The sequence below is a fragment of the Streptomyces griseoflavus genome, assembly GCF_014649995.1.
Classification (GTDB): domain Bacteria; phylum Actinomycetota; class Actinomycetes; order Streptomycetales; family Streptomycetaceae; genus Streptomyces; species Streptomyces griseoflavus.
In genome coordinates this window covers 358834-377289 of sequence record NZ_BMUC01000006.1, presented here as the reverse complement: position 1 = coordinate 377289, position 18456 = coordinate 358834, and the positions used below count along the sequence as shown (strand labels likewise).

At 72.0% G+C, this 18456-nt stretch carries 12 protein-coding genes; 8 read left to right on the top strand and 4 right to left on the bottom strand.

The window, feature by feature from the left end; translation table 11 throughout:
- Positions 1-407: 407 nt before the first annotated feature.
- Positions 408-3248 (bottom strand): AfsR/SARP family transcriptional regulator, encoded by a 2841-nt coding sequence (locus IE172_RS34560; protein WP_229886106.1) that lies wholly within the window; start codon positions 3246-3248, stop codon positions 408-410.
- A gap of 506 nt (positions 3249-3754) precedes the next feature.
- Between IE172_RS34560 and IE172_RS34555 the strand changes: the two genes are divergently transcribed.
- From IE172_RS34555 to IE172_RS16050, 5 genes are all read left to right on the top strand, one after another.
- Positions 3755-4231: an SRPBCC family protein gene (locus tag IE172_RS34555; RefSeq protein ID WP_229886104.1), complete on the top strand. Its 477-nt coding sequence runs from the start codon at positions 3755-3757 to the stop codon at positions 4229-4231.
- A 37-nt stretch (positions 4232-4268) separates the two neighbouring features.
- The gene (locus IE172_RS16065) at positions 4269-5288 is read left to right on the top strand and encodes a fatty acid desaturase family protein (RefSeq protein WP_190097908.1); all 1020 of its coding nucleotides are present in this window, start codon (positions 4269-4271) and stop codon (positions 5286-5288) included.
- Positions 5289-5491: 203 nt separating this feature from the next.
- Positions 5492-6727, top strand: a complete 1236-nt coding sequence (metK, locus tag IE172_RS16060) for a methionine adenosyltransferase (protein ID WP_190097907.1) — start codon at positions 5492-5494, stop codon at positions 6725-6727.
- Positions 6724-7626, top strand: coding sequence for a methylenetetrahydrofolate reductase [NAD(P)H] (gene metF, locus IE172_RS16055; RefSeq protein WP_190097906.1), 903 nt, complete (start codon positions 6724-6726; stop codon positions 7624-7626). Before metK ends, metF begins: the two co-directional genes overlap by 4 nt.
- Positions 7604-8656: a carbohydrate kinase family protein gene (locus tag IE172_RS16050; RefSeq protein WP_190097905.1), complete on the top strand. Its 1053-nt coding sequence runs from the start codon at positions 7604-7606 to the stop codon at positions 8654-8656. Before metF ends, IE172_RS16050 begins: the two co-directional genes overlap by 23 nt.
- A 185-nt stretch (positions 8657-8841) precedes the next feature.
- On the opposite strand, the gene IE172_RS16045 is transcribed toward IE172_RS16050, so the two are convergent.
- The 3 genes from IE172_RS16045 to IE172_RS16035 all read right to left on the bottom strand — a co-directional run bounded on the left by IE172_RS16045 (position 8842) and on the right by IE172_RS16035 (position 13433).
- Complete coding sequence (locus IE172_RS16045; protein WP_190097904.1) at positions 8842-10173, bottom strand: poly(ethylene terephthalate) hydrolase family protein; 1332 nt, start codon at positions 10171-10173, stop codon at positions 8842-8844.
- A gap of 1459 nt (positions 10174-11632) precedes the next feature.
- Entirely contained in the window at positions 11633-13162 is a 1530-nt protein-coding gene (locus IE172_RS16040) for a helix-turn-helix domain-containing protein (protein ID WP_190097903.1), read from the bottom strand.
- A 79-nt stretch (positions 13163-13241) separates the two neighbouring features.
- On the bottom strand, positions 13242-13433 hold the full coding sequence (locus IE172_RS16035) for a DUF4236 domain-containing protein (protein ID WP_189557888.1): 192 nt from the start codon (positions 13431-13433) through the stop codon (positions 13242-13244).
- Positions 13434-13989: 556 nt separating this feature from the next.
- On the opposite strand from IE172_RS16035, the gene acnA reads away from it, so the two are divergent.
- The 3 genes from acnA to IE172_RS16020 all read left to right on the top strand — a co-directional run bounded on the left by acnA (position 13990) and on the right by IE172_RS16020 (position 18332).
- Positions 13990-16713: an aconitate hydratase AcnA gene (acnA, locus tag IE172_RS16030; protein ID WP_306432793.1), complete on the top strand. Its 2724-nt coding sequence runs from the start codon at positions 13990-13992 to the stop codon at positions 16711-16713.
- A gap of 123 nt (positions 16714-16836) precedes the next feature.
- Positions 16837-17223 (top strand): hypothetical protein, encoded by a 387-nt coding sequence (locus IE172_RS16025; RefSeq protein ID WP_190097901.1) that lies wholly within the window; start codon positions 16837-16839, stop codon positions 17221-17223.
- A 14-nt stretch (positions 17224-17237) separates the two neighbouring features.
- A complete protein-coding gene (locus IE172_RS16020; protein ID WP_190097900.1) occupies positions 17238-18332 on the top strand; it encodes a caspase, EACC1-associated type in 1095 nt (364 codons plus the stop codon).
- The last annotated feature ends 124 nt before the right edge of the window (positions 18333-18456 follow it).

The window sequence follows — 18456 nt, the reverse complement described above, 5'->3', positions numbered from 1 at the left end:
TCGACAGGGGGCAACAGCCATGCCGGGCCCGGAGGCCAGCGGCCCTCTTGCAGGACCGCAAAAAACATAACGGGGGGGGCGGTGGCCCGGTGGCGGCGCGGTCGCGCCGGGCGGGTGCGGCCGGAGGGGCGCGGGGCAGCGAGGGACCGTCGAAGGGCGACCGAGCGGCCCGGCACCCTCGCCGCTGGAGAGGGTGCCGGGCCGGGCTTCCCGCGTGCGGCGGGGCATGGCGGGAGGGTGGTCCCCGCGGGGTCCGGTGCGCGCGCCGGGGGAGTCCCGCACCACGCGGCTGGTGTGCGGAAGGGGCCCCGTCCGTGCCGAGTGGCCGTGCGCGAGGGCTTCCGTCCGTGTCGAGTGGGCCCTGTGCAGGGGGTGTTCGGTCCGGTTCGTGCCGAGGGGGGTGCGGGTCAGGGGGGCGGGGGACGGTTCCGCGGGCTGGGACGGGTGCGTGGCGGGCGGGCGGCCCCCGCCGGGTGCGGTGACCGTGCCGGAGGTGCCGCGCCGACGGGCTGCTGGTGTGTGCGGGGTGCCCGGTCGGCACCGAGCGGGAGGTTCGCGCCGGGTGTTCCGGCCGCGACGGCGGGGGCGTTCGCTCCGGGTGTTCCGACGGCGCCGGCCGACAGGCCCGGGCCGGGTGTTCCGGCCGGGACCGCCGGGAGGTTCACGCCGCGTGCTCCGAGGGCCGCGGCGGCCGGGAGGCCCACACCGAGTGCTCCGGAGGTCACGGCGGCCGGGTGGTCCGTGCCGGGTGCGCGCCCCGTGTCGGCCGCCCGGCCCCCGGCGGCGAGCGCGACCGTCGCCGGTATCGCGTCGCTCGTCGCCGTCCCGGGCGGTCCTGACCGGGCGGGCGCCGGCACCCGTACGGGCCCGGCCGCGCGCGTCGTCTCGCGGAGGGCGGGACCGGGAGGCGCCAGGGTGCGCCCGTGACGCCGGACGTCCGGCTCCCGGGCGTCGCCGCCGGCCGCCCCGGTCCGCCACCAGTGCCGCCACAGCACGGCCGCGAGCCGCAGGGCCGCCATGGGCTCCTGGTAAGCGGACCGATGCAGGGGTGTGCGCGGCAGCTCGACGACCGTGGCGGCGTACCCGGCTCCGTCGCGCGTCCGGGTGACGGCCGCCTCGGCGGGCCCGCTGCCGTGGAGGGCGTGGGCCCGGCGGGTCCGCTCCGCCTCTCCGGCCTCCGTGAGCCGGCGCGCGCAGTACGCCCGTACCGTCTCCAGCATCCCGAACCGCGGCCCGTCGGCGTCGGCCACGGTCACCAGCGACTTGTCGGCGAGCGAACTGAGCAGGTCCAGGGTCCCGGTGGTGAACGGACCGCACACCCGTTCCACCGCCGTGGGCGTGGCACCGGAGGGGAAGACCGACAGCCGGCGCGCGAGGGCCCGTTCCTCCTCGTCCAGCAGGTCCCAGCTCCAGTCGAGGGCCGCGCCGAGCGAACGGTGACGGGGCACGGCGGTGCGGCTGCCGCGGGACAGCAGGGCGAAGGGGTCCTCCAGCCCGGCAGCGAGCGCGGCCACGGGCAGCGAGCGCAGCCGGGCCGCCGCGAGTTCCAGGGCGAGCGGCAGTCCGTCGAGCGCCCGGCAGATGCCGAGGACGGGAGCGAGGGTGTCGCCGTCGAGGACGAAGTCCGCCCGCACCGCCCGGGCGCGGTCGGTGAACAGCCGTACCGACGCGAGGCGCAGGGCCTCCTCGGCGGTGAGCGCGGCGTCCCGGGCCGGCACCTCGAGGGGCGTCACCGGGAACAGCGTCTCCCCGGTGATGCCCAGCGGCTCCCGGCTGGTGGCCAGCACGGTGAGGCCGGGACAGCCGCTCAGCAGCTCCCGGGCGAGCCTGCTGACGTCGTCCACGACGTGCTCGCAGGTGTCGAGCACCAGCAGCGAGCTGCGGTCGGCCAGGGCGGACAGCAGCAGCTCGGTCGTCCGGGACGCCCCGGCCCCCGGGAGCGCGGACGCCGGGGTGTCCCCGAGACCGAGGGCCGCGAGGACGGCGCGCGGCACGTCCGTCGTGGGGGTGTCGCCGGCCAGTTCGACCAGACAGACCTCCTCGGCGCGGCGGGCGGCCACCTCGACGGCGAGCCGTGTCTTGCCGACCCCGCCGACACCGGTGAGCGTGACCAGGCGGGCCCGGTCGAGGAGCAGGTCCAGGCGCCGCACCGGCTCGTCCCGGCCGACGAAGCCGGTGAGGGCGGCGGGCAGCCGTCGCCGTCCCGACGCAGCGGCGGCCCCGGCACCGGGGTGCCGCGCCGGGCCGGGACCGGGACCCTCACCCTCCGGCGCGGTTCCGGCGGCGGAGCGGAGCGCTGCGCCCGTGGTGACCGGGTGGGCCGCGGCGCCGTCGGCGGTCGAGTGCCGGCCGGCACCGGGGCCGGACCCCGCGCCCGAGGCGGGCGGCGGAGGCGGCGGGGCCGGTGCGGACGACCGGTGCACGGGCGGCCGCGGGGACGGCGCGCGATCCTCCCCGGAGTCGCCCGTCCGTACCCGCAGGCCCCGGGAGGTCCCGGACCCCGGCCCGACGACCGGTTCGTCGCGCAGCACCGCCAGATGCACCGCGCGCAGCTCCGCGCCCGGTTCGGTGCCGAGTTCGTCGGCCAGGACGCGGCGGGTCTCCTCGTAGAGGGCGAGGGCCTCCGCCGTGCGCCCGCAGCCGTGCAGGGCGCGCATCAGCTGACCGCGTGGCCGTTCCCGCAGGGGGTGGGCACCGACGTGTTCGCGCAGGTCGGCCACCGGCCGGTGGCAGCGGCCCTCCGCGAGATCGGCCTCGGCCCGGTCCTCCAGCGTGTCGCGCCGCAGTTCCTCCAGGCGCTCGGCCCGCGCGGCCAGGCCGGGGGTCATGGTGGCGCCGGACAGCGCGGCGCCACGCCACAGGGCGAGGGCCTCGCCGAGCAGGTCCGCGGCCCGGGCCGCCCGGCCCGCGTTCAGCGCCGCGCGCCCGTCCGCGGCGAGCCGCTGGAAGCGGTGGACGTCCACCGCCTCGGGCTCCACGGCGAGCCGGTAACCCGACTGATGGAACGTCACCTCGGCACCGTCGCGCAAGGCCTGACGCAGCCTGGACACCTGCGACTGCAGGGCCCGGGTCGGCAGGCTCGGCGGCCGGCCGCCGTAGAGGCCGTCGATCAGACGGTCCGCGTGGACGACACGGCCGGCGTCGAGGAGCAGCAGCGCCAGCAGTCCGCGCACCCGGGGGCCGGAGACGGCCGAGACGTCGCCCCCGGCCCACCGGATCTCCATCGGGCCCAGCAGGTCGAAACGCATCGGGCCGTTATCCGGAGATGTCAGCCGACAGTGCGACTGTGATGTCCCGTACCCTCGTGAACGGCATCAGGCGGACCTCCGCTGAAAATACTCCCGAGAATCTCGGGAAGAGTCTGGAATTCGAGGAGGAATTTCTCCTCGGGCATGTCGATGTCGGGCCGGACGGTATCGTCACGGCCCTCTGCAGGTCCGGTCACAGCAGACTTCCCCCGTTCATCCCCATGGCCGGCTTCCGACCGCTTCCGATCGAACCCGCAGGTGGGGCCCGCTCGAAGCAGACGGAACGATCCGGCTCGTTCCAAGTTAGGGGCTTGTCGGCGCAGCGTCAAGAGAATCGGTTCGGGGTTCTTTCTGGAGAGCGTCATTCCGTTACGGAGGCGCCGGGGCGAATTCGGCGGGCGCGCAGAACTCTCTTCACCGGAAAACATTGCCCCCGACTTCCCCGACTGATTAACATCTGCCGGGCGTTGCCGACGCCGGAAATCCGAAGACCCCGGGAGGGCCCCGTGCAGCGGCTGTGGGAAGCGGAAGAGGAAATTCACATCGATGCCGCGCCGGAGACGCTCTACGACATGGTCGCGGACGTGGCCGCCATGGGCCGGTGGAGTCCGGAGTGCTTCCGCGTCTGGGTGCACCGGCCCCCCGTCCTCGCCGGCGCGGGCTTCGTGGGGTTCAACCGCAAGGGGCCGTGGGTGTGGTTCACCTGGTGCCGGGTGGAGCGTGCCGAGCGGGGGCAGGCCTTCGTGTTCCGGGTGAGCACCTTCGGGCTGCCCGTCGCGCGGTGGGGCTACCGCTTCGCCGCCGACGGCCACGGCACCCGGGTCACCGAGCACTGGACGGACCTGCGCACCGGCCGCGGCGCCCGCGTCACCGAACTGCTCGGGCTCGTGTTCACGGGCACCCGCCCCCGGCTGCGGGGGACACGCAACCGCGCCGGCATGCGCACCACACTCGAACGACTGAAGCAGGCCGCCGAAGGCTGACGCCGCGACGGCCACACGGGGGAGACGAACGACCGTCATGAAACCGACCACCATCCCGGCGTCAGCCGTCGCCGCGCCCTTCGAGCCGCTGCGGCGGTCGGTGCGCGACGCCGGCCTGCTGACGCCGCGACCCGGCTACTACGCCTGGAAGTTCCTCACCAACACCGCGCTGCTCGCGGGCGGCTGGACGCTGTTCTTCGTCCTCGGCGACTCCTGGCTGCAACTGCTCACCGCGGTGCTGCTGGCCTTCGCCTACGGGCAGACGGGACTGCTCGGCCACGACGTGGGGCACGGCCAGGTGGTCCGCGACCGTCGCGCCACCGAGGCACTGGGCCTGATCCACGGGAACCTCCTGCTCGGCTTCAGCTACGGCTGGTGGATGAACCACCACGGCCGTCACCACAGCCACCCCAACCACCTCGACCTCGACCCCGACATCCTGCGCCGGGCGGTCGCCTTCACCCCCGACCGGGCGCGCGGGGCACGGGGCGTCCGCGCGTTCGTCGTGCGCCACCAGGCCGTGCTGTTCCTGCCGCTGCTCACGCTGGAGGCGTTCGGCCTCCGCGTCGCCAGCGCCGTCGCCCTGCACCGCCGCATCGTGCGCCGGCCCGGGACCGAGGCCGTGCTGCTCCTGGTCCACCTGGCCGCGTACGGCGCGGCACTGTTCCTCACCCTGCCCGCCGGCCTGGCGCTGGTCTTCCTCCTCGTGCACCAGGCCCTGTTCGGTGTCTACCTGGGCTGCGTCTTCGCCCCCAACCACAAGGGCATGCCGGTCCGGGACGGCGACGAGGAGCCCGGCTGGCTCGCCCGGCAGGTGCTGACCTCGCGGAACGTCCGCAGCACCGCGGTGCACGACTTCCTCTACGGCGGTCTCAACCTCCAGATCGAACACCACCTGTTCCCGACCATGCCCCGCCCCAACCTGCGGCGCTGCCGCTCGCTCACCCTGGCCTACTGCGCCGAGGTGGGCCTGCCCCACCACGAGGTCTCGGCGACCCGTTCCTGGGTCGAGATCCTGAACCACCTGCGCACGGTCAGCGCCGCCCGCACGGCCTGAGTCCGCCCCGCCGCCGTCCGCCGTCCGCCGTCCGCCGTCCACCGTCCGGCGTGGACCGACCGGCGCGGCGCGCGCGCCGCGCCACCGCCCCGCGCGCCGCCGGCCGGACACCCCGCGCACCGGACCACCCGCACCTGAGAACCCCCGCTCGCACCGGCGGTCCGCCCACCGCGAGACCGCCCGTCACCCAGCCGAGGAGCATCATGTCCCGCCGCCTGTTCACGTCCGAGTCCGTCACCGAAGGCCACCCCGACAAGATCGCCGACCAGATCAGCGACACCGTCCTCGACGCCCTGCTGCGCCAGGACCCGTCCTCCCGGGTGGCCGTCGAGACCATGATCACCACCGGTCTGGTGCACATCGCCGGGGAGGTGACCACCCAGGCCTACGCCCCCATCGCGCAGCTGGTCCGCGACCGGATACTCGAGATCGGCTACGACTCCTCCGCCAAGGGCTTCGACGGCGCCTCCTGCGGCGTCGAGATCTCCCTCGGCTCCCAGTCGCCCGACATCGCCCAGGGCGTCGACACGGCCTACGAGACCCGGGTGGAGGGCGACGGGGCCGGCGCCGACGAGCTGGACCGGCAGGGCGCCGGCGACCAGGGACTGATGTTCGGCTACGCCTGCGACGAGACGCCCAACCTGATGCCGCTGCCGATCGAGCTGGCCCACCGCCTCTCCCGGCGGCTCACCGAGGTCCGCAAGGACGGCACCGTCCCCTATCTCCGCCCCGACGGCAAGACCCAGGTCACCGTCGAGTACGTGGGCAGCAGGCCGCACCGGCTGGACACCGTCGTCATCTCCTCCCAGCACGCCGCCGACGTCGACCTGGAGACCCTGCTCGCCCCCGACATCCGCGCGCACGTCGTCGCCCCCGTCCTGACCGCCCTGGCGCAGGACGGCGTCAAACTGGAGACCGAGGGCTTCCGCCTGCTGGTCAACCCCACCGGCCGGTTCGAGACCGGCGGTCCGATGGGCGACGCCGGCCTGACCGGCCGCAAGATCATCATCGACACCTACGGCGGCATGGCCCGCCACGGCGGCGGCGCGTTCTCCGGCAAGGACCCCTCCAAGGTGGACCGCTCCGCCGCGTACGCGATGCGCTGGGTCGCCAAGAACGTCGTCGCCGCCGGTCTCGCCACCCGCTGCGAGGTCCAGGTCGCCTACGCCATCGGCAAGGCCGAACCGGTCGGCCTGTTCGTGGAGACCTTCGGTACCGCCCTGTACCCGCAGGCCGTCATCGAGAGCGCCCTCACCGAGGTGTTCGACCTGCGCCCGGCCGCCATCATCCGCGATCTCGACCTGCTCCGGCCCATCTACGCCCAGACCGCCGCCTACGGCCACTTCGGCCGCGAACTGCCCGACTTCACCTGGGAACGCACCGACCGCGTCGACGCCCTGCGGGCGGCCGTCGCGGCGGCCGGGGGTGATCGCCGGTGACCGCGCTGCGCCGGCTCGTCACCGCCGACGAGCCCACCTTCTCCTTCGAGTTCTTCCCGCCGAAGACCCCCGCCGGGGAGCGGACCCTGCTGCGCACCGTCCGCCGCATCGAGGCACTCCGCCCGTCCTTCGTCTCCGTGACCTACGGCGCCGGCGGTTCCTCACGCGACCGCACCATCGAGGTGACCAAGCGCATCGCGACCGAGACGACCCTGCGCCCGGTGGCCCACCTGACCGCCGTCGGCCACTCGGTGGCCCAACTGCGCCACATCATCGGCCAGTACGCGGACGCCGGCATCCGGGACGTGCTCGTCCTGCGCGGTGACCCGCCGGGCAGCCCACGCGGCCCCTGGACACCGCACCCCGACGGATTCACGTACGCGCACGAACTGGTCACCCTGGTGCGGGAACTGGGGGACTTCAGCGTCGGGGTGGCCGCCTTCCCCGAGGGGCATCCGCGCTCGGCCGATCCGGCCGCCGACCTCCGCCACTTCGTGGAGAAGTGCCGGGCCGGGGCCGACTACGCCATCACCCAGATGTTCTTCCGCGTGGAGGACTACCTGCGGCTGCGCGAACGGGTCGAGGCGGCCGGCTGCGACACCCCGATCATCCCGGAGATCATGCCCGCCACGGACGTCCGGCAGATCCGCCGGTTCGCCGAACTCAGCGACGCCGCCTTCCCCGAGGACCTGGCGCACCGGCTGGAGGCCGTGCGCGACAACCCGGCCGCGGCCCACCGGATCGGCGTGGAACACGCCACCGACATGGCGCTGCGGCTGCTCGCGGAAGGAGCCCCGGGACTGCACTACATCACCCTCAACCGCTCCGACGCCGCGACCGACATCCACCGCAACGTGATGAGTACAAGGAGTGCCGATGTCCTCTCCGCGCACCGCTGACCCCGCGGGCGCCGGCGCCGGCGCCACCCGGATCGCCGTCACCGGCTCCATCGCCACCGACCATCTCACCAGCTTCCCCGGCCTGTTCACGGACCAGTTGATCGCGGACCGGCTGCACACCGTGTCGTTGTCCTTCCTCGTGGACGAACTGGAGGTGCGGCGCGGCGGGGTGGCCGCGAACATCGCCTTCGGCCTCGGCTGCCTCGGACTGCGGCCGGTGCTCGTCGGAGCGGTCGGCGCGGACTTCGCCGAGTACCGGGTGTGGCTCAAGGAGCACGGCGTCGACACCGACTTCGTCCATGTCTCCGCCGAGCGGCAGACCGCCCGCTTCCAGTGCATCACCGACCGGGCGCAGAACCAGATCGCGTCCTTCTACAGCGGGGCCATGGAGGAGGCGGCCGGCATCGACCTGGCGCCGGTCGCCCGACGGCCGGGCGGCATCGACCTGGTCCTGGTGTCGCCGAACGACCCCCGGGCCATGCTCCGGCACACCGCCCAGTGCCGCGAACTGGGCCTGCCGTTCGCCTCCGACCCCTCCCAGCAACTGCCCCGGCTGACCCGTGAGCAGGCCCGCGACCTGGTCGACGGTGCCCGATGGCTCTTCACCAACGACTACGAGGCGTCGCTGCTGCTGGAACTCACCGGCTGGCGGCAGGAGGACGTCCTCGCCCGCGTCGGCACCTGGCTCGTCACACGGGCCGAGCACGGCGTCACCCTGCACCGGCGGGACACCGCGCCGGTGGACGTGCCGGCCGTGCCCACGACGCGGATCGCCGACCCGACCGGGGTGGGTGACGCCTTCCGGGCCGGCTTCCTCGCCGCCGCCCCCGCCCTGGACCCCGCCGACGCGGCCCGCTTCGGCTGCACGCTCGCCGTACTGGCCCTGGAGAGCGTCGGCCCCCAGGACTACACCGCCACCCGGGAGTCACTGCTGCCCCGCATCGAGACCGCCTACGGCCCCGCCGTCGCCGAAACGATCACCACCGCCCTCGCCCTCCCCGGCGACGAACCCTCCCACGCCCCGGCCTGAGGCCCCCGTACGCCCCGGACACCACCGCACCCGGCCGGCCCCGCCCACCGGCGGATCGGGCCGGGTGCGGCGGCACCGCGAGTGCCACAGGAGCCGAGCGCCAGAAGCGGTGACCACCTGCGTGCGCACGGTGTCGTCGGCTCGAGCACCTGCGAACCCAGGCCGAGCTCCTCGTCCGCGGCCGGTCAGACGTTGATGAGGTCGAACGACTCGGAGGGGCCGATCGTTGTGCGGTTGGCGATGAGCGGGGCGGTTCCGGCGTTCCCGGCGCTGACGTACAGGTTGTTGGCCTGTGCGCGCAGGCTGGTGGTGCCGTCGGAGTTGTTCACGCGCTGGAACGTCTCCCAGTCGCCGATGGCGGTGCGGTTGGCGATGAGCGCGTTGGCACCGGCGTTCTCGGCGCAGACGTATCGGCCGTTGACGCGGGCGCGCAGTGCGACGGCGCCTCCGCCGAGGTCGAGCAGGTCGAATCGTTCCCAGTCGCCGATGGCGGTGCGGTTGGCGATGAGTGGGTCGGCTCCGGCGTTCTCCGCGCAGACGTACTGGTTGTCGGCCCGGGAGCGGAGGCTGACGATCCGCCCGGTGGGCAGGGGGGTGAGGACGGCTTCCCAGGTGGTGGTGCTGGTGTTGGAGGTGGCGTCGGCGGGGAGGCGGTCGCGGGCGGCGGTGTCGGCGTAGAGACTCCAGCGCATCCAGTCCACGTAGGTGGCGACGGTCTGGGTGTGGTTGTAGCCGCTCCATATGTACTGGTCGTGGCCCGTGCCGCGGTGGGTGAGGAACGCCTTGGGCGCGGGCAGTTCCCCATAGGCCTGGCGCGCGGAGGAGTACTGGCAGATGGGGTCCTGATCGCCGTGGACGAACAGGACGTTGGCGGTGACCGTGGTGCTGGGGTTGCCCATGTCGACACAGGCGAAGGGCACGGCGGCGGCTATCCGGCTGTCCGGCCAGGCGGTCAGCAGCCCGTGGGTGGTCATGCCGCCCAGCGAGTGACCCGCGACGCCGACGCCGGTGGTGGTGTCGAGGTGCCCGGCGAACGGGTCGCCGGCCGTGGTGTTGAGGGCGAGGGTGTTGGTGATGACCTGGGAGACATCCATGGACTGGTTTCCGTTGTAGACGTCCTGGATGTTGCCCGAGGTGCCGCTGGAGGTGGTGGGGAAGACGGGTGCGGGGACGACGAATCCGGCCTCGGCCAGGGGCCGGACCAGCGGTGCGTAGCTCTCCGGGTTGCCGCCGAGGCCGTGGCTGAACTCGCAGATGGGGAAGACGCCTCCCGCGATGGGGGCGTTGACGACGGGATTGCCGCCCGGGGTGCCGGTGGCGGGGTAGAAGATCCGGGTGGTCAGCCGACGGCTGCCGCGGCTCCAGGCGTACTCCCTCACCCCGATGGCGAAGCGCTGGGTCGGCGCGGCTGCCGGGGCGAGCGAGGATGCGTTTGCCGCGGTGGTGCCGTACGCATGGACGGCGGCCACGGCTCCGGCCGCGCCCAGTCCCAGGAAGGTACGCCTGTTCATGGTCATGTTGTGCTCCTTGTCGGATGGTCCGGGTGGACAGGGGAGTTCCGGGGCGGCGGGTCCGCCAGGAGGCGGGCGGGCCCGCGGGCCCGCGGTTGAAGCCCCCGTCGGTGGGAATGCGCCGGCTTCCACCAACGGAGAGCGGAGCCGCCCGGCCGATCGTGTCTGCTCTCACAAGCGGGCAGCCGTATCGGGCGACCGTTTCCAGCAGGGAGAGCAGGTGGTGGCGAGGCCGGGACGGCAGGGGAGTCGGGCGTAGTCGCCGCCGTCCGGGTTTTAGGCCCTGGTAAAGGAGCTGGACGTTCAGGGGCCGATGGTCAGGGTCCGGTCGGTGAAGCCGGTGTACGCCGGACTCCGTGCGCCGGCGGCGCCGACGAGGTGGAGAGCGCCATGACGCGGCGCGTTGGCCGCGTGCACGGTCCGGGCGGCGGTGACATCGTGTGACGGCGTGTGATGCTACCCATGGGATTCCTCTTCCGTGTTCGCGCTGGCGCTGAAGTGCGGAAGGCGGCGATCAGTGGAGGTGTACGGGCGGGCGACGCGTGCTGGTGGACCACGGTCCGGAGTCCAGCCGTGCCGGGGGCGTCTTTTGACCGACGCTGGAACCGATGTGAGCAATTGTCTCTTGGGACGTCCCACCGGCCCGCCTGACGATTGTTCGATATATCGTTCAATGTTCGCCGACCTGAACGGAGAGTAGGTTGGGGCTGACGGGGTGTCAATCGCGGGATGTGGCGTCTTACGGTCACACTTTGCGCGGCTCTGAGGCGACGTTCGAGTAGGCCGCTCTTGAGTGGAGCGTGAGGAGCTACGAAATACCAACGAAATCCGAAGCGGGTGCCGACGATGCGGGAGACAGTTACCGGTTTACCGGCGCTCCCGCAGGGTGTCACTTCCAAAACTCAACGAACTCGACCTTCCCGCTCGCTGTCCGAATCTGTTCCACGCCAGGCAGGGGAGGCTCCGGACCGCTCTGCGGTCGGCTGCGGCGATCGGCTGATCCAGAACCCCCAAGAGTGAGGCGTGGCAGGGACATCTTTTCAAGCCTGCTCCAGGGGCATTCCGTCGCGTAAGCAGGGAAGGCCCTGGTAGCGCTGAAAGTGACGAGCTCGCTGGTCAGGGCGCACTTTCCTAGTGCTCGGTGATGTCGACCGCGAGCCCGCCGCGTCTGGTCTCTGTGCTTGACCCTCAGGTCAGCGTGGTCCATGCCGTCGAGCGAGAAAGCGCGGGTATCGCTCTCACGGCCATGGTCAAACGGGTCCGTCATCACCGCATGTGACCGCTGCGCTGAGTCCGGCTTCGCTGATGGGGCATCAGGTCTTCAAGATCATCTTGCACGTGCGTTGCACAAGGCGCTGAGAAACAACAGTGATCAATGGAGGGTCGTGAAGCTGGGTACTCGCCGGTCAGATCGCATATTGAGGTGTCGTGCCCCTTGCCTCCAAGGGGCACGACACCACGACGATCAGATGTCCCGGAAGATCTCGATCTGCGCGCCGATCGAGTTCAGCCGCTCCGCCAGGTCCTCGTAACCGCGGTTGATGACGTACACGTTGCGCAGGACAGACGTGCCCTCCGCCGCCATCATGGCGAGCAGGACGACCACGGCCGGGCGCAGGGCCGGCGGGCACATCATCTCCGCGGCGCGCCAGCGGGTCGGGCCCTCGACCAGGACGCGGTGCGGGTCCAGCAACTGCAGGCGGCCGCCGAGGCGGTTGAGGTCGGTCAGGTAGATCGCGCGGTTGTCGTAGACCCAGTCGTGGATGAGGGTCTGGCCCTGGGCCACGGCCGCGATCGCCGCGAAGAACGGGACGTTGTCGATGTTCAGGCCGGGGAACGGCATCGGGTGGATCTTGTCGATCGGCGCCTCCAGTTTGGAGGGCCGGACGGTGAGGTCCACCAGGCGGGTGCGGCCGTTGTCGGCGAAGTACTCGGGCGTGCGGTCGTGGTCGAGGCCCATCTCCTCCAGGACCGCCAGCTCGATCTCCAGGAACTCGATGGGGACCCGGCGGACCGTCAGCTCCGACTCCGTCACCACGGCCGCGGCGACCAGGCTCATCGCCTCGACCGGGTCCTCGGAGGGGGAGTAGTCGACGTCGACGTCGATGGTGGGCACGCCGTGCACGGTGAGCGTGGTGGTGCCGATGCCGTCGACCTTGACGCCCAGGGCCTCCAGGAAGAAGCACAGGTCCTGGACCATGTAGTTGGAGGAGGCGTTGCGGATGACGGTGGTGCCGTCGTGCCGGGCGGCGGCGAGCAGCGCGTTCTCGGTGACGGTGTCCCCGCGCTCGGTCAGCACGATCGGGCGGTCGGGGGCGACGGAGCGGTCGACCACCGCGTGGTACTGGCCCTCGGTCGCGGCGATGTCCAGGCCGAACCGGCGCAGCGCGATCATGTGCGGTTCGACGGTGCGGGTGCCGAGGTCGCAGCCGCCGGCGTAGGGCAGCATGAAGCGGTCCGTGCGGTGCAGCAGCGGGCCGAGGAACATGATGATGGAGCGGGTGCGGCGGGCGGCGTCCGCGTCGATGGCCGCGAGGTCCAGCTCGGCCGGCGGCACGATCTCCAGGTCGACGCCGTCGTTGATCCAGCGGGTGCGCACGCCGATGGAGTTCAGCACCTCGAGCAGGCGGTAGACCTCCTCGATGCGTGCCACGCGGCGCAGCACCGTGCGCCCGCTGTTGAGCAGCGAGGCGCACAGCAGTGCCACACACGCGTTCTTGCTCGTCTTGACGTCGATGGAGCCGGAGAGGTGCCGGCCGCCCACCACGCGCAAGTGCATCGGGCCGGCGTAGCCCAGGGAGACGATCTCGCTGTCCAGCGCCTCGCCGATACGGGCGATCATCTCAAGGCTGATGTTCTGGTTGCCGCGCTCGATGCGGTTGACGGCGCTCTGGCTGGTACCGAGCGCCTCGGCGAGCTGTGTCTGCGTCCAGCCGCGGTGTTGCCGGGCGTCGCGGATGAGCTTGCCGATGCGTACGAGGTAGTCGTCTGCCATGGGGTTGAGGCTATCTCAGATATGAGATGGCGCCTCTTGGGGGGTCCGTTCGGGTGATGTGACGTCAGCGGTCCCCGCCTCAGCGGGACCGCGTGGTCCGGCGCCATCCGAAAGGTCCGGGCAAATCCATTGATGTCGTACGACGTCCTGTGCTGCTGCGGGTGTGGCGGGGGCCGTTCTTGCCGCCCGTGGTGATGGACCACGAGCGCTTGTTGATGTTGAGCCGCACCCCCGGAAGGATCCGGAAGCTCTTGCGGAACGTGAGCGGCATCCCTGCCTCCTCTGCGTGGTAACTGACTCGGTCTCAGTCGCTTACCCCGTCCGGGCGTACTGATGGCTCGCAGACAGGCCCCGCCGGGAGCGGAGGTGCGGCGCGGAGGTGCGGGGGAGCGGAGACGCGGACGTGCGGCAGGCGGCCCGCTTCCGCCGCCGTGCGGTGCGTGGGAGCCGTGCCGTGCGCGAGGGTGGCGACCATGCCGGCCCGCTCTCCGGGTACCCGCGGGGGTGAAGCGCTGCGCCGCAGGCCGGCCGTGCGCGGGCCGGGGGCTCCGGACTCCGGTGCGATCACGTCCGCGAGCGGGTTGACTGGCGGCAGCAGTCCGCACGACCGGGCCGGGCCGCGCGCGGCGGGGGCCGTCGGCCGGGCCCGGGCATGACCATTCCGTCCATGTGTACTAGAGTTATCTCGACATCGAGATATCTGCCGAGGAGCACCGCAGCCGCCACCCTGGTGAGGGTCGCCTAACTTAGCCTTACCTTAGCGGATCGGCCAGGGCGGCGTGGCGGCAGGATGCGGTGGTACGCGCACATCAATGAAGGAGACTGTCGTGTCGGCGAACAGCTTCGACGCCCGCAGCACGCTGCAGGTGGGCGACGAGTCGTACGAGATCTTCCGGCTGGACAAGGTCGAGGGCTCCGCGCGCCTTCCCTACAGCCTGAAGGTGCTGCTGGAGAACCTGCTCCGCACCGAGGACGGCGCCAACATCACCGCCGACCACATCCGTGCCCTGGGCGGCTGGGACTCCCAGGCGCAGCCGTCGCAGGAGATCCAGTTCACGCCGGCGCGCGTGATCATGCAGGACTTCACCGGCGTGCCCTGCGTCGTGGACCTCGCCACCATGCGTGAGGCCGTCAAGGAGCTGGGCGGCGACCCCAACAAGATCAACCCGCTCTCCCCGGCCGAGATGGTCATCGACCACTCCGTCATCGCCGACAAGTTCGGCACCAACGACGCCTTCAAGCAGAACGTCGACCTGGAGTACGGCCGCAACAAGGAGCGCTACCAGTTCCTGCGCTGGGGCCAGACCGCCTTCGACGACTTCAAGGTCGTTCCGCCCGGCACCGGCATCGTCCACCAGGTGAACATCGAGCACCTGGCCCGCGTCGTCATGGTCCGTGACGGCAAGGCCTACCCCGACACCCTGGTCGGCACCGACTCGCACACCACCATGGTCAACGGCCTCGGCGTCCTCGGCTGGGGCGTCGGCGGCATCGAGGCCGAGGCCGCCATGCTCGGCCAGCCGGTCTCCATGCTGATCCCGCGCGTCGTCGGCTTCAAGCTCACCGGCGAGCTCAAGCCCGGCACCACCGCCACCGACCTGGTGCTCACCATCACCGAGATGCTGCGCAAGCACGGCGTCGTCGGCAAGTTCGTCGAGTTCTACGGCGAGGGCGTGGCCGCCACCTCCCTGGCCAACCGCGCCACCATCGGCAACATGTCGCCGGAGTTCGGCTCCACCGCCGCGATCTTCCCGATCGACGGCGAGACGCTGAACTACATGCGTCTGACCGGCCGCAGCGACCAGCAGGTCGCCCTGGTCGAGGCGTACGCCAAGGAGCAGGGCCTCTGGCTGGACCCGAAGGCCGAGCCGGACTTCTCCGAGAAGCTCGAGCTGGACCTGTCCACGGTCGTCCCGTCGATCGCCGGCCCGAAGCGCCCGCAGGACCGCATCGTCCTCGCCGACGCCAAGGCCCAGTTCGCCCAGGACGTGCGCAACTACGTCAAGGACGGCGGCGACGTCGACGAGGCCAGCAAGGAGTCCTTCCCGGCCTCCGACGCCCCGGCCATCTCCAACGGCGCGCCCTCCAGCCCGGTCGAGGTCACCGCCGCCGACGGCACGACCTACACGCTCGACCACGGCGCGGTCACGGTCGCGGCCATCACCTCCTGCACCAACACCTCCAACCCGTACGTCATGGTCGCCGCCGCGCTGGTGGCCAAGAAGGCGGTGGAGAAGGGCCTGACCCGCAAGCCGTGGGTCAAGACCACCCTCGCCCCGGGCTCCAAGGTCGTCACCGACTACTTCGAGAAGGCGGGCCTGACCCCCTACCTCGACAAGGTCGGCTTCAACCTGGTCGGCTACGGCTGCACCACCTGCATCGGCAACTCCGGCCCGCTGCCGGAGGAGGTCTCCAAGGCGGTCAACGAGCACGACCTCGCGGTCACCTCGGTGCTCTCCGGCAACCGCAACTTCGAGGGCCGGATCAACCCCGACGTCAAGATGAACTACCTGGCGTCCCCGCCGCTGGTCGTCGCCTACGCGCTCGCCGGTTCCATGAAGGTCGACATCACCCGCGAGGCCCTCGGGTACGACCAGGACAACAACCCGGTCTTCCTGAAGGACATCTGGCCCTCCGAGGCCGAGGTCAACGACGTCGTGGCGAACGCCATCGGCGAGGACATGTTCTCCAAGTCCTACGCCGACGTCTTCGCCGGTGACGCCCAGTGGCAGGCGCTGTCCATCCCGACCGGCGACACCTTCGAGTGGGACGCCGAGTCCACCTACGTGCGCAAGCCCCCGTACTTCGAGGGCATGGGCATGGAGCCGGCCCCGGTCGAGGACATCTCCGGCGCCCGGGTCCTCGCCAAGCTGGGCGACTCGGTCACCACCGACCACATCTCCCCGGCCGGCGCCATCAAGGCCGACACCCCGGCCGGCAAGTACCTCACGGAGCACGGCATCGAGCGCCGCGACTTCAACAGCTACGGCTCCCGCCGCGGCAACCACGAGGTCATGATCCGCGGTACGTTCGCCAACATCCGCCTGCGCAACCAGATCGCGCCGGGCACCGAGGGCGGCTACACCCGCGACTTCACCCAGCCCGATGCGCCGGTGTCGTTCATCTACGACGCCTCCCGCAACTACATCGAGCAGGGCATCCCGCTGGTCGTCCTGGCCGGCAAGGAGTACGGTTCCGGCTCCTCCCGCGACTGGGCCGCCAAGGGCACCGCGCTGCTCGGCGTCAAGGCCGTCATCGCCGAGTCCTACGAGCGCATCCACCGCTCGAACCTCATCGGCATGGGCGTCCTGCCGCTGCAGTTCCCCGAGGGCCACACCGCCGAGTCCCTCGGCCTGACCGGCGAGGAGACCTTCTCCGTCGCCGGCGTCACCGAGCTCAACGAGGGCACCACCCCGCGCACGGTGAAGGTCACCACCGACACGGGCGTCGAGTTCGACGCGGTCGTCCGCATCGACACCCCCGGTGAGGCCGACTACTACCGCAACGGCGGCATCCTGCAGTACGTGCTGCGCAGCCTGATCCGCAAGTAAGCGGCAAGGCACGCCGGTCGAGGGCCGCATTCCCGTTCCGGGGATGCGGCCCCCGCCGTCTCCCCCGGTTGTACGCTAAAACCTCACCGGATGACGGGGGTGGCGGTGGGCCGCACGGAGCGCATGCATCTTGTCCTGGCCGGCGGCCGGGACAGCGACCAGGAAGAACTCGACGCGCTGGCACTCCAGTTGCGTGAACGGCTGCTCGAACTGGACGTGGACCGCGTCGAACTGAACCGCTCCGGGGACATCCCCGCCGGGGCCAAGCCGGCCGACGCGATCGCCGTCGGGGCGCTCGTCGTCACCGCGGCCCCCTTCGTGCTGCGCTCGGCGGTCGACCTGGTGCGGACCTGGATCGAGAACCGCCCGGTGCGCACGGTCAGCATCACACTGGGCGAGGACAGCCTGGAGATGGAGGCCGTCTCCTCCGCCGACCAGCAACGGCTCATCGAGGCGTTCCTGGCCGCGCACGGCCAGGAACCGGAACCGGCCGACGGCCAGGACGCCTGACGGGCGCGACGGCCGTGTCCGCGGGCCGCCACGCCCTCCTCGTGGCCACCGGCACCTACCGCGACGGGAACCTGGGCCGGTTGCGGTCGCCCGCCAGGGACGCCCTGGCCCTGGCCGAGGTGCTCGGGGACCCGCGCATCGGCGACTTCCAGGTCGACACGGCCGTCGACCGGGCCCACCACGAGGTCACCCGGGCCATCGAGCGCTTCTTCCTCGACCGCCGCCGCGACGACCTGCTCCTGCTGCACCTGTCCTGCCACGGCCTCAAGAACGACAACGGCGAACTGCACTTCGCCGCCACCGACACCGACCGCCGGCTGCTCGCCTCCACCTCGGTGCCCGCCCGGTTCGTCCGGCAGCAGATGAACCGGTGCCGGGCCCGGTCGGTCGTCCTGATCCTGGACTGCTGCTACAGCGGCGCCTTCCTGACCGGGACCAAGGGTGACACCGCCGTCCACGTCGAGGACCAGCTGGGCGGCCACGGCCGCGCGGTCCTCACCGCCACCAACCGCACCGAGTACGCCTGGGAGGGCGAACGCGTCACCGAACTGGGCCCGGAGCCGTCCCGGTTCACCGGAGCCCTCGTCAAGGGACTGCGCACCGGCGAGGCGGACCGCGGCCGGGACGGCCTGATCGACGTGCACGAACTCTACGACTACGCCTTCGAGGAACTGCGCGACTCCGGCGCCGGGCAGCGCCCGCAGATGTGGGCCGAGGTCGAACACCGTTTGGTGGTGGCGAGGTCGGTCCGGCAGCCCTCTCCGCCCCCCGGCGCCTCCCCGGGGCACGCTCCTGCCCCCGAGGCGCCCCGGCCCGCACCCGGGGCTCTCCTGCTGCTCACCGAGGCGCTCGCGGGGCTGCCCTGCATGGAGGACGCGCCCGGGCGGCAGCAGTTCGCCTCCGCGCTGGAGCAGTCCCTCGCCCGCCGGATCGACCTGAGGGGCGTCCGGCAGCGGGAGGACGTGGTCGCGATCGTCCGTGCCGCCCTGCGCCAGGCGGGTGGACAGCGGGCGCTGCTGTCGACCGTCGCCCTCTTCGAGGGGCAGCGGGCCGCCGCCGAGATCGAGCACCGGCTCCCGCCGGGCGGAGATCGCGGGGCGCCCGGCTGACCGGGGGCGCGACGCGCCGCCACCGCGGCGTTTACAACGGCGGCCGGTGGCGATACCGTCCCCCACGGACGGGGTGGGAGCGCTCCCACACTGGACCGGAACCCGCCGTGGGACACTGCCGCCC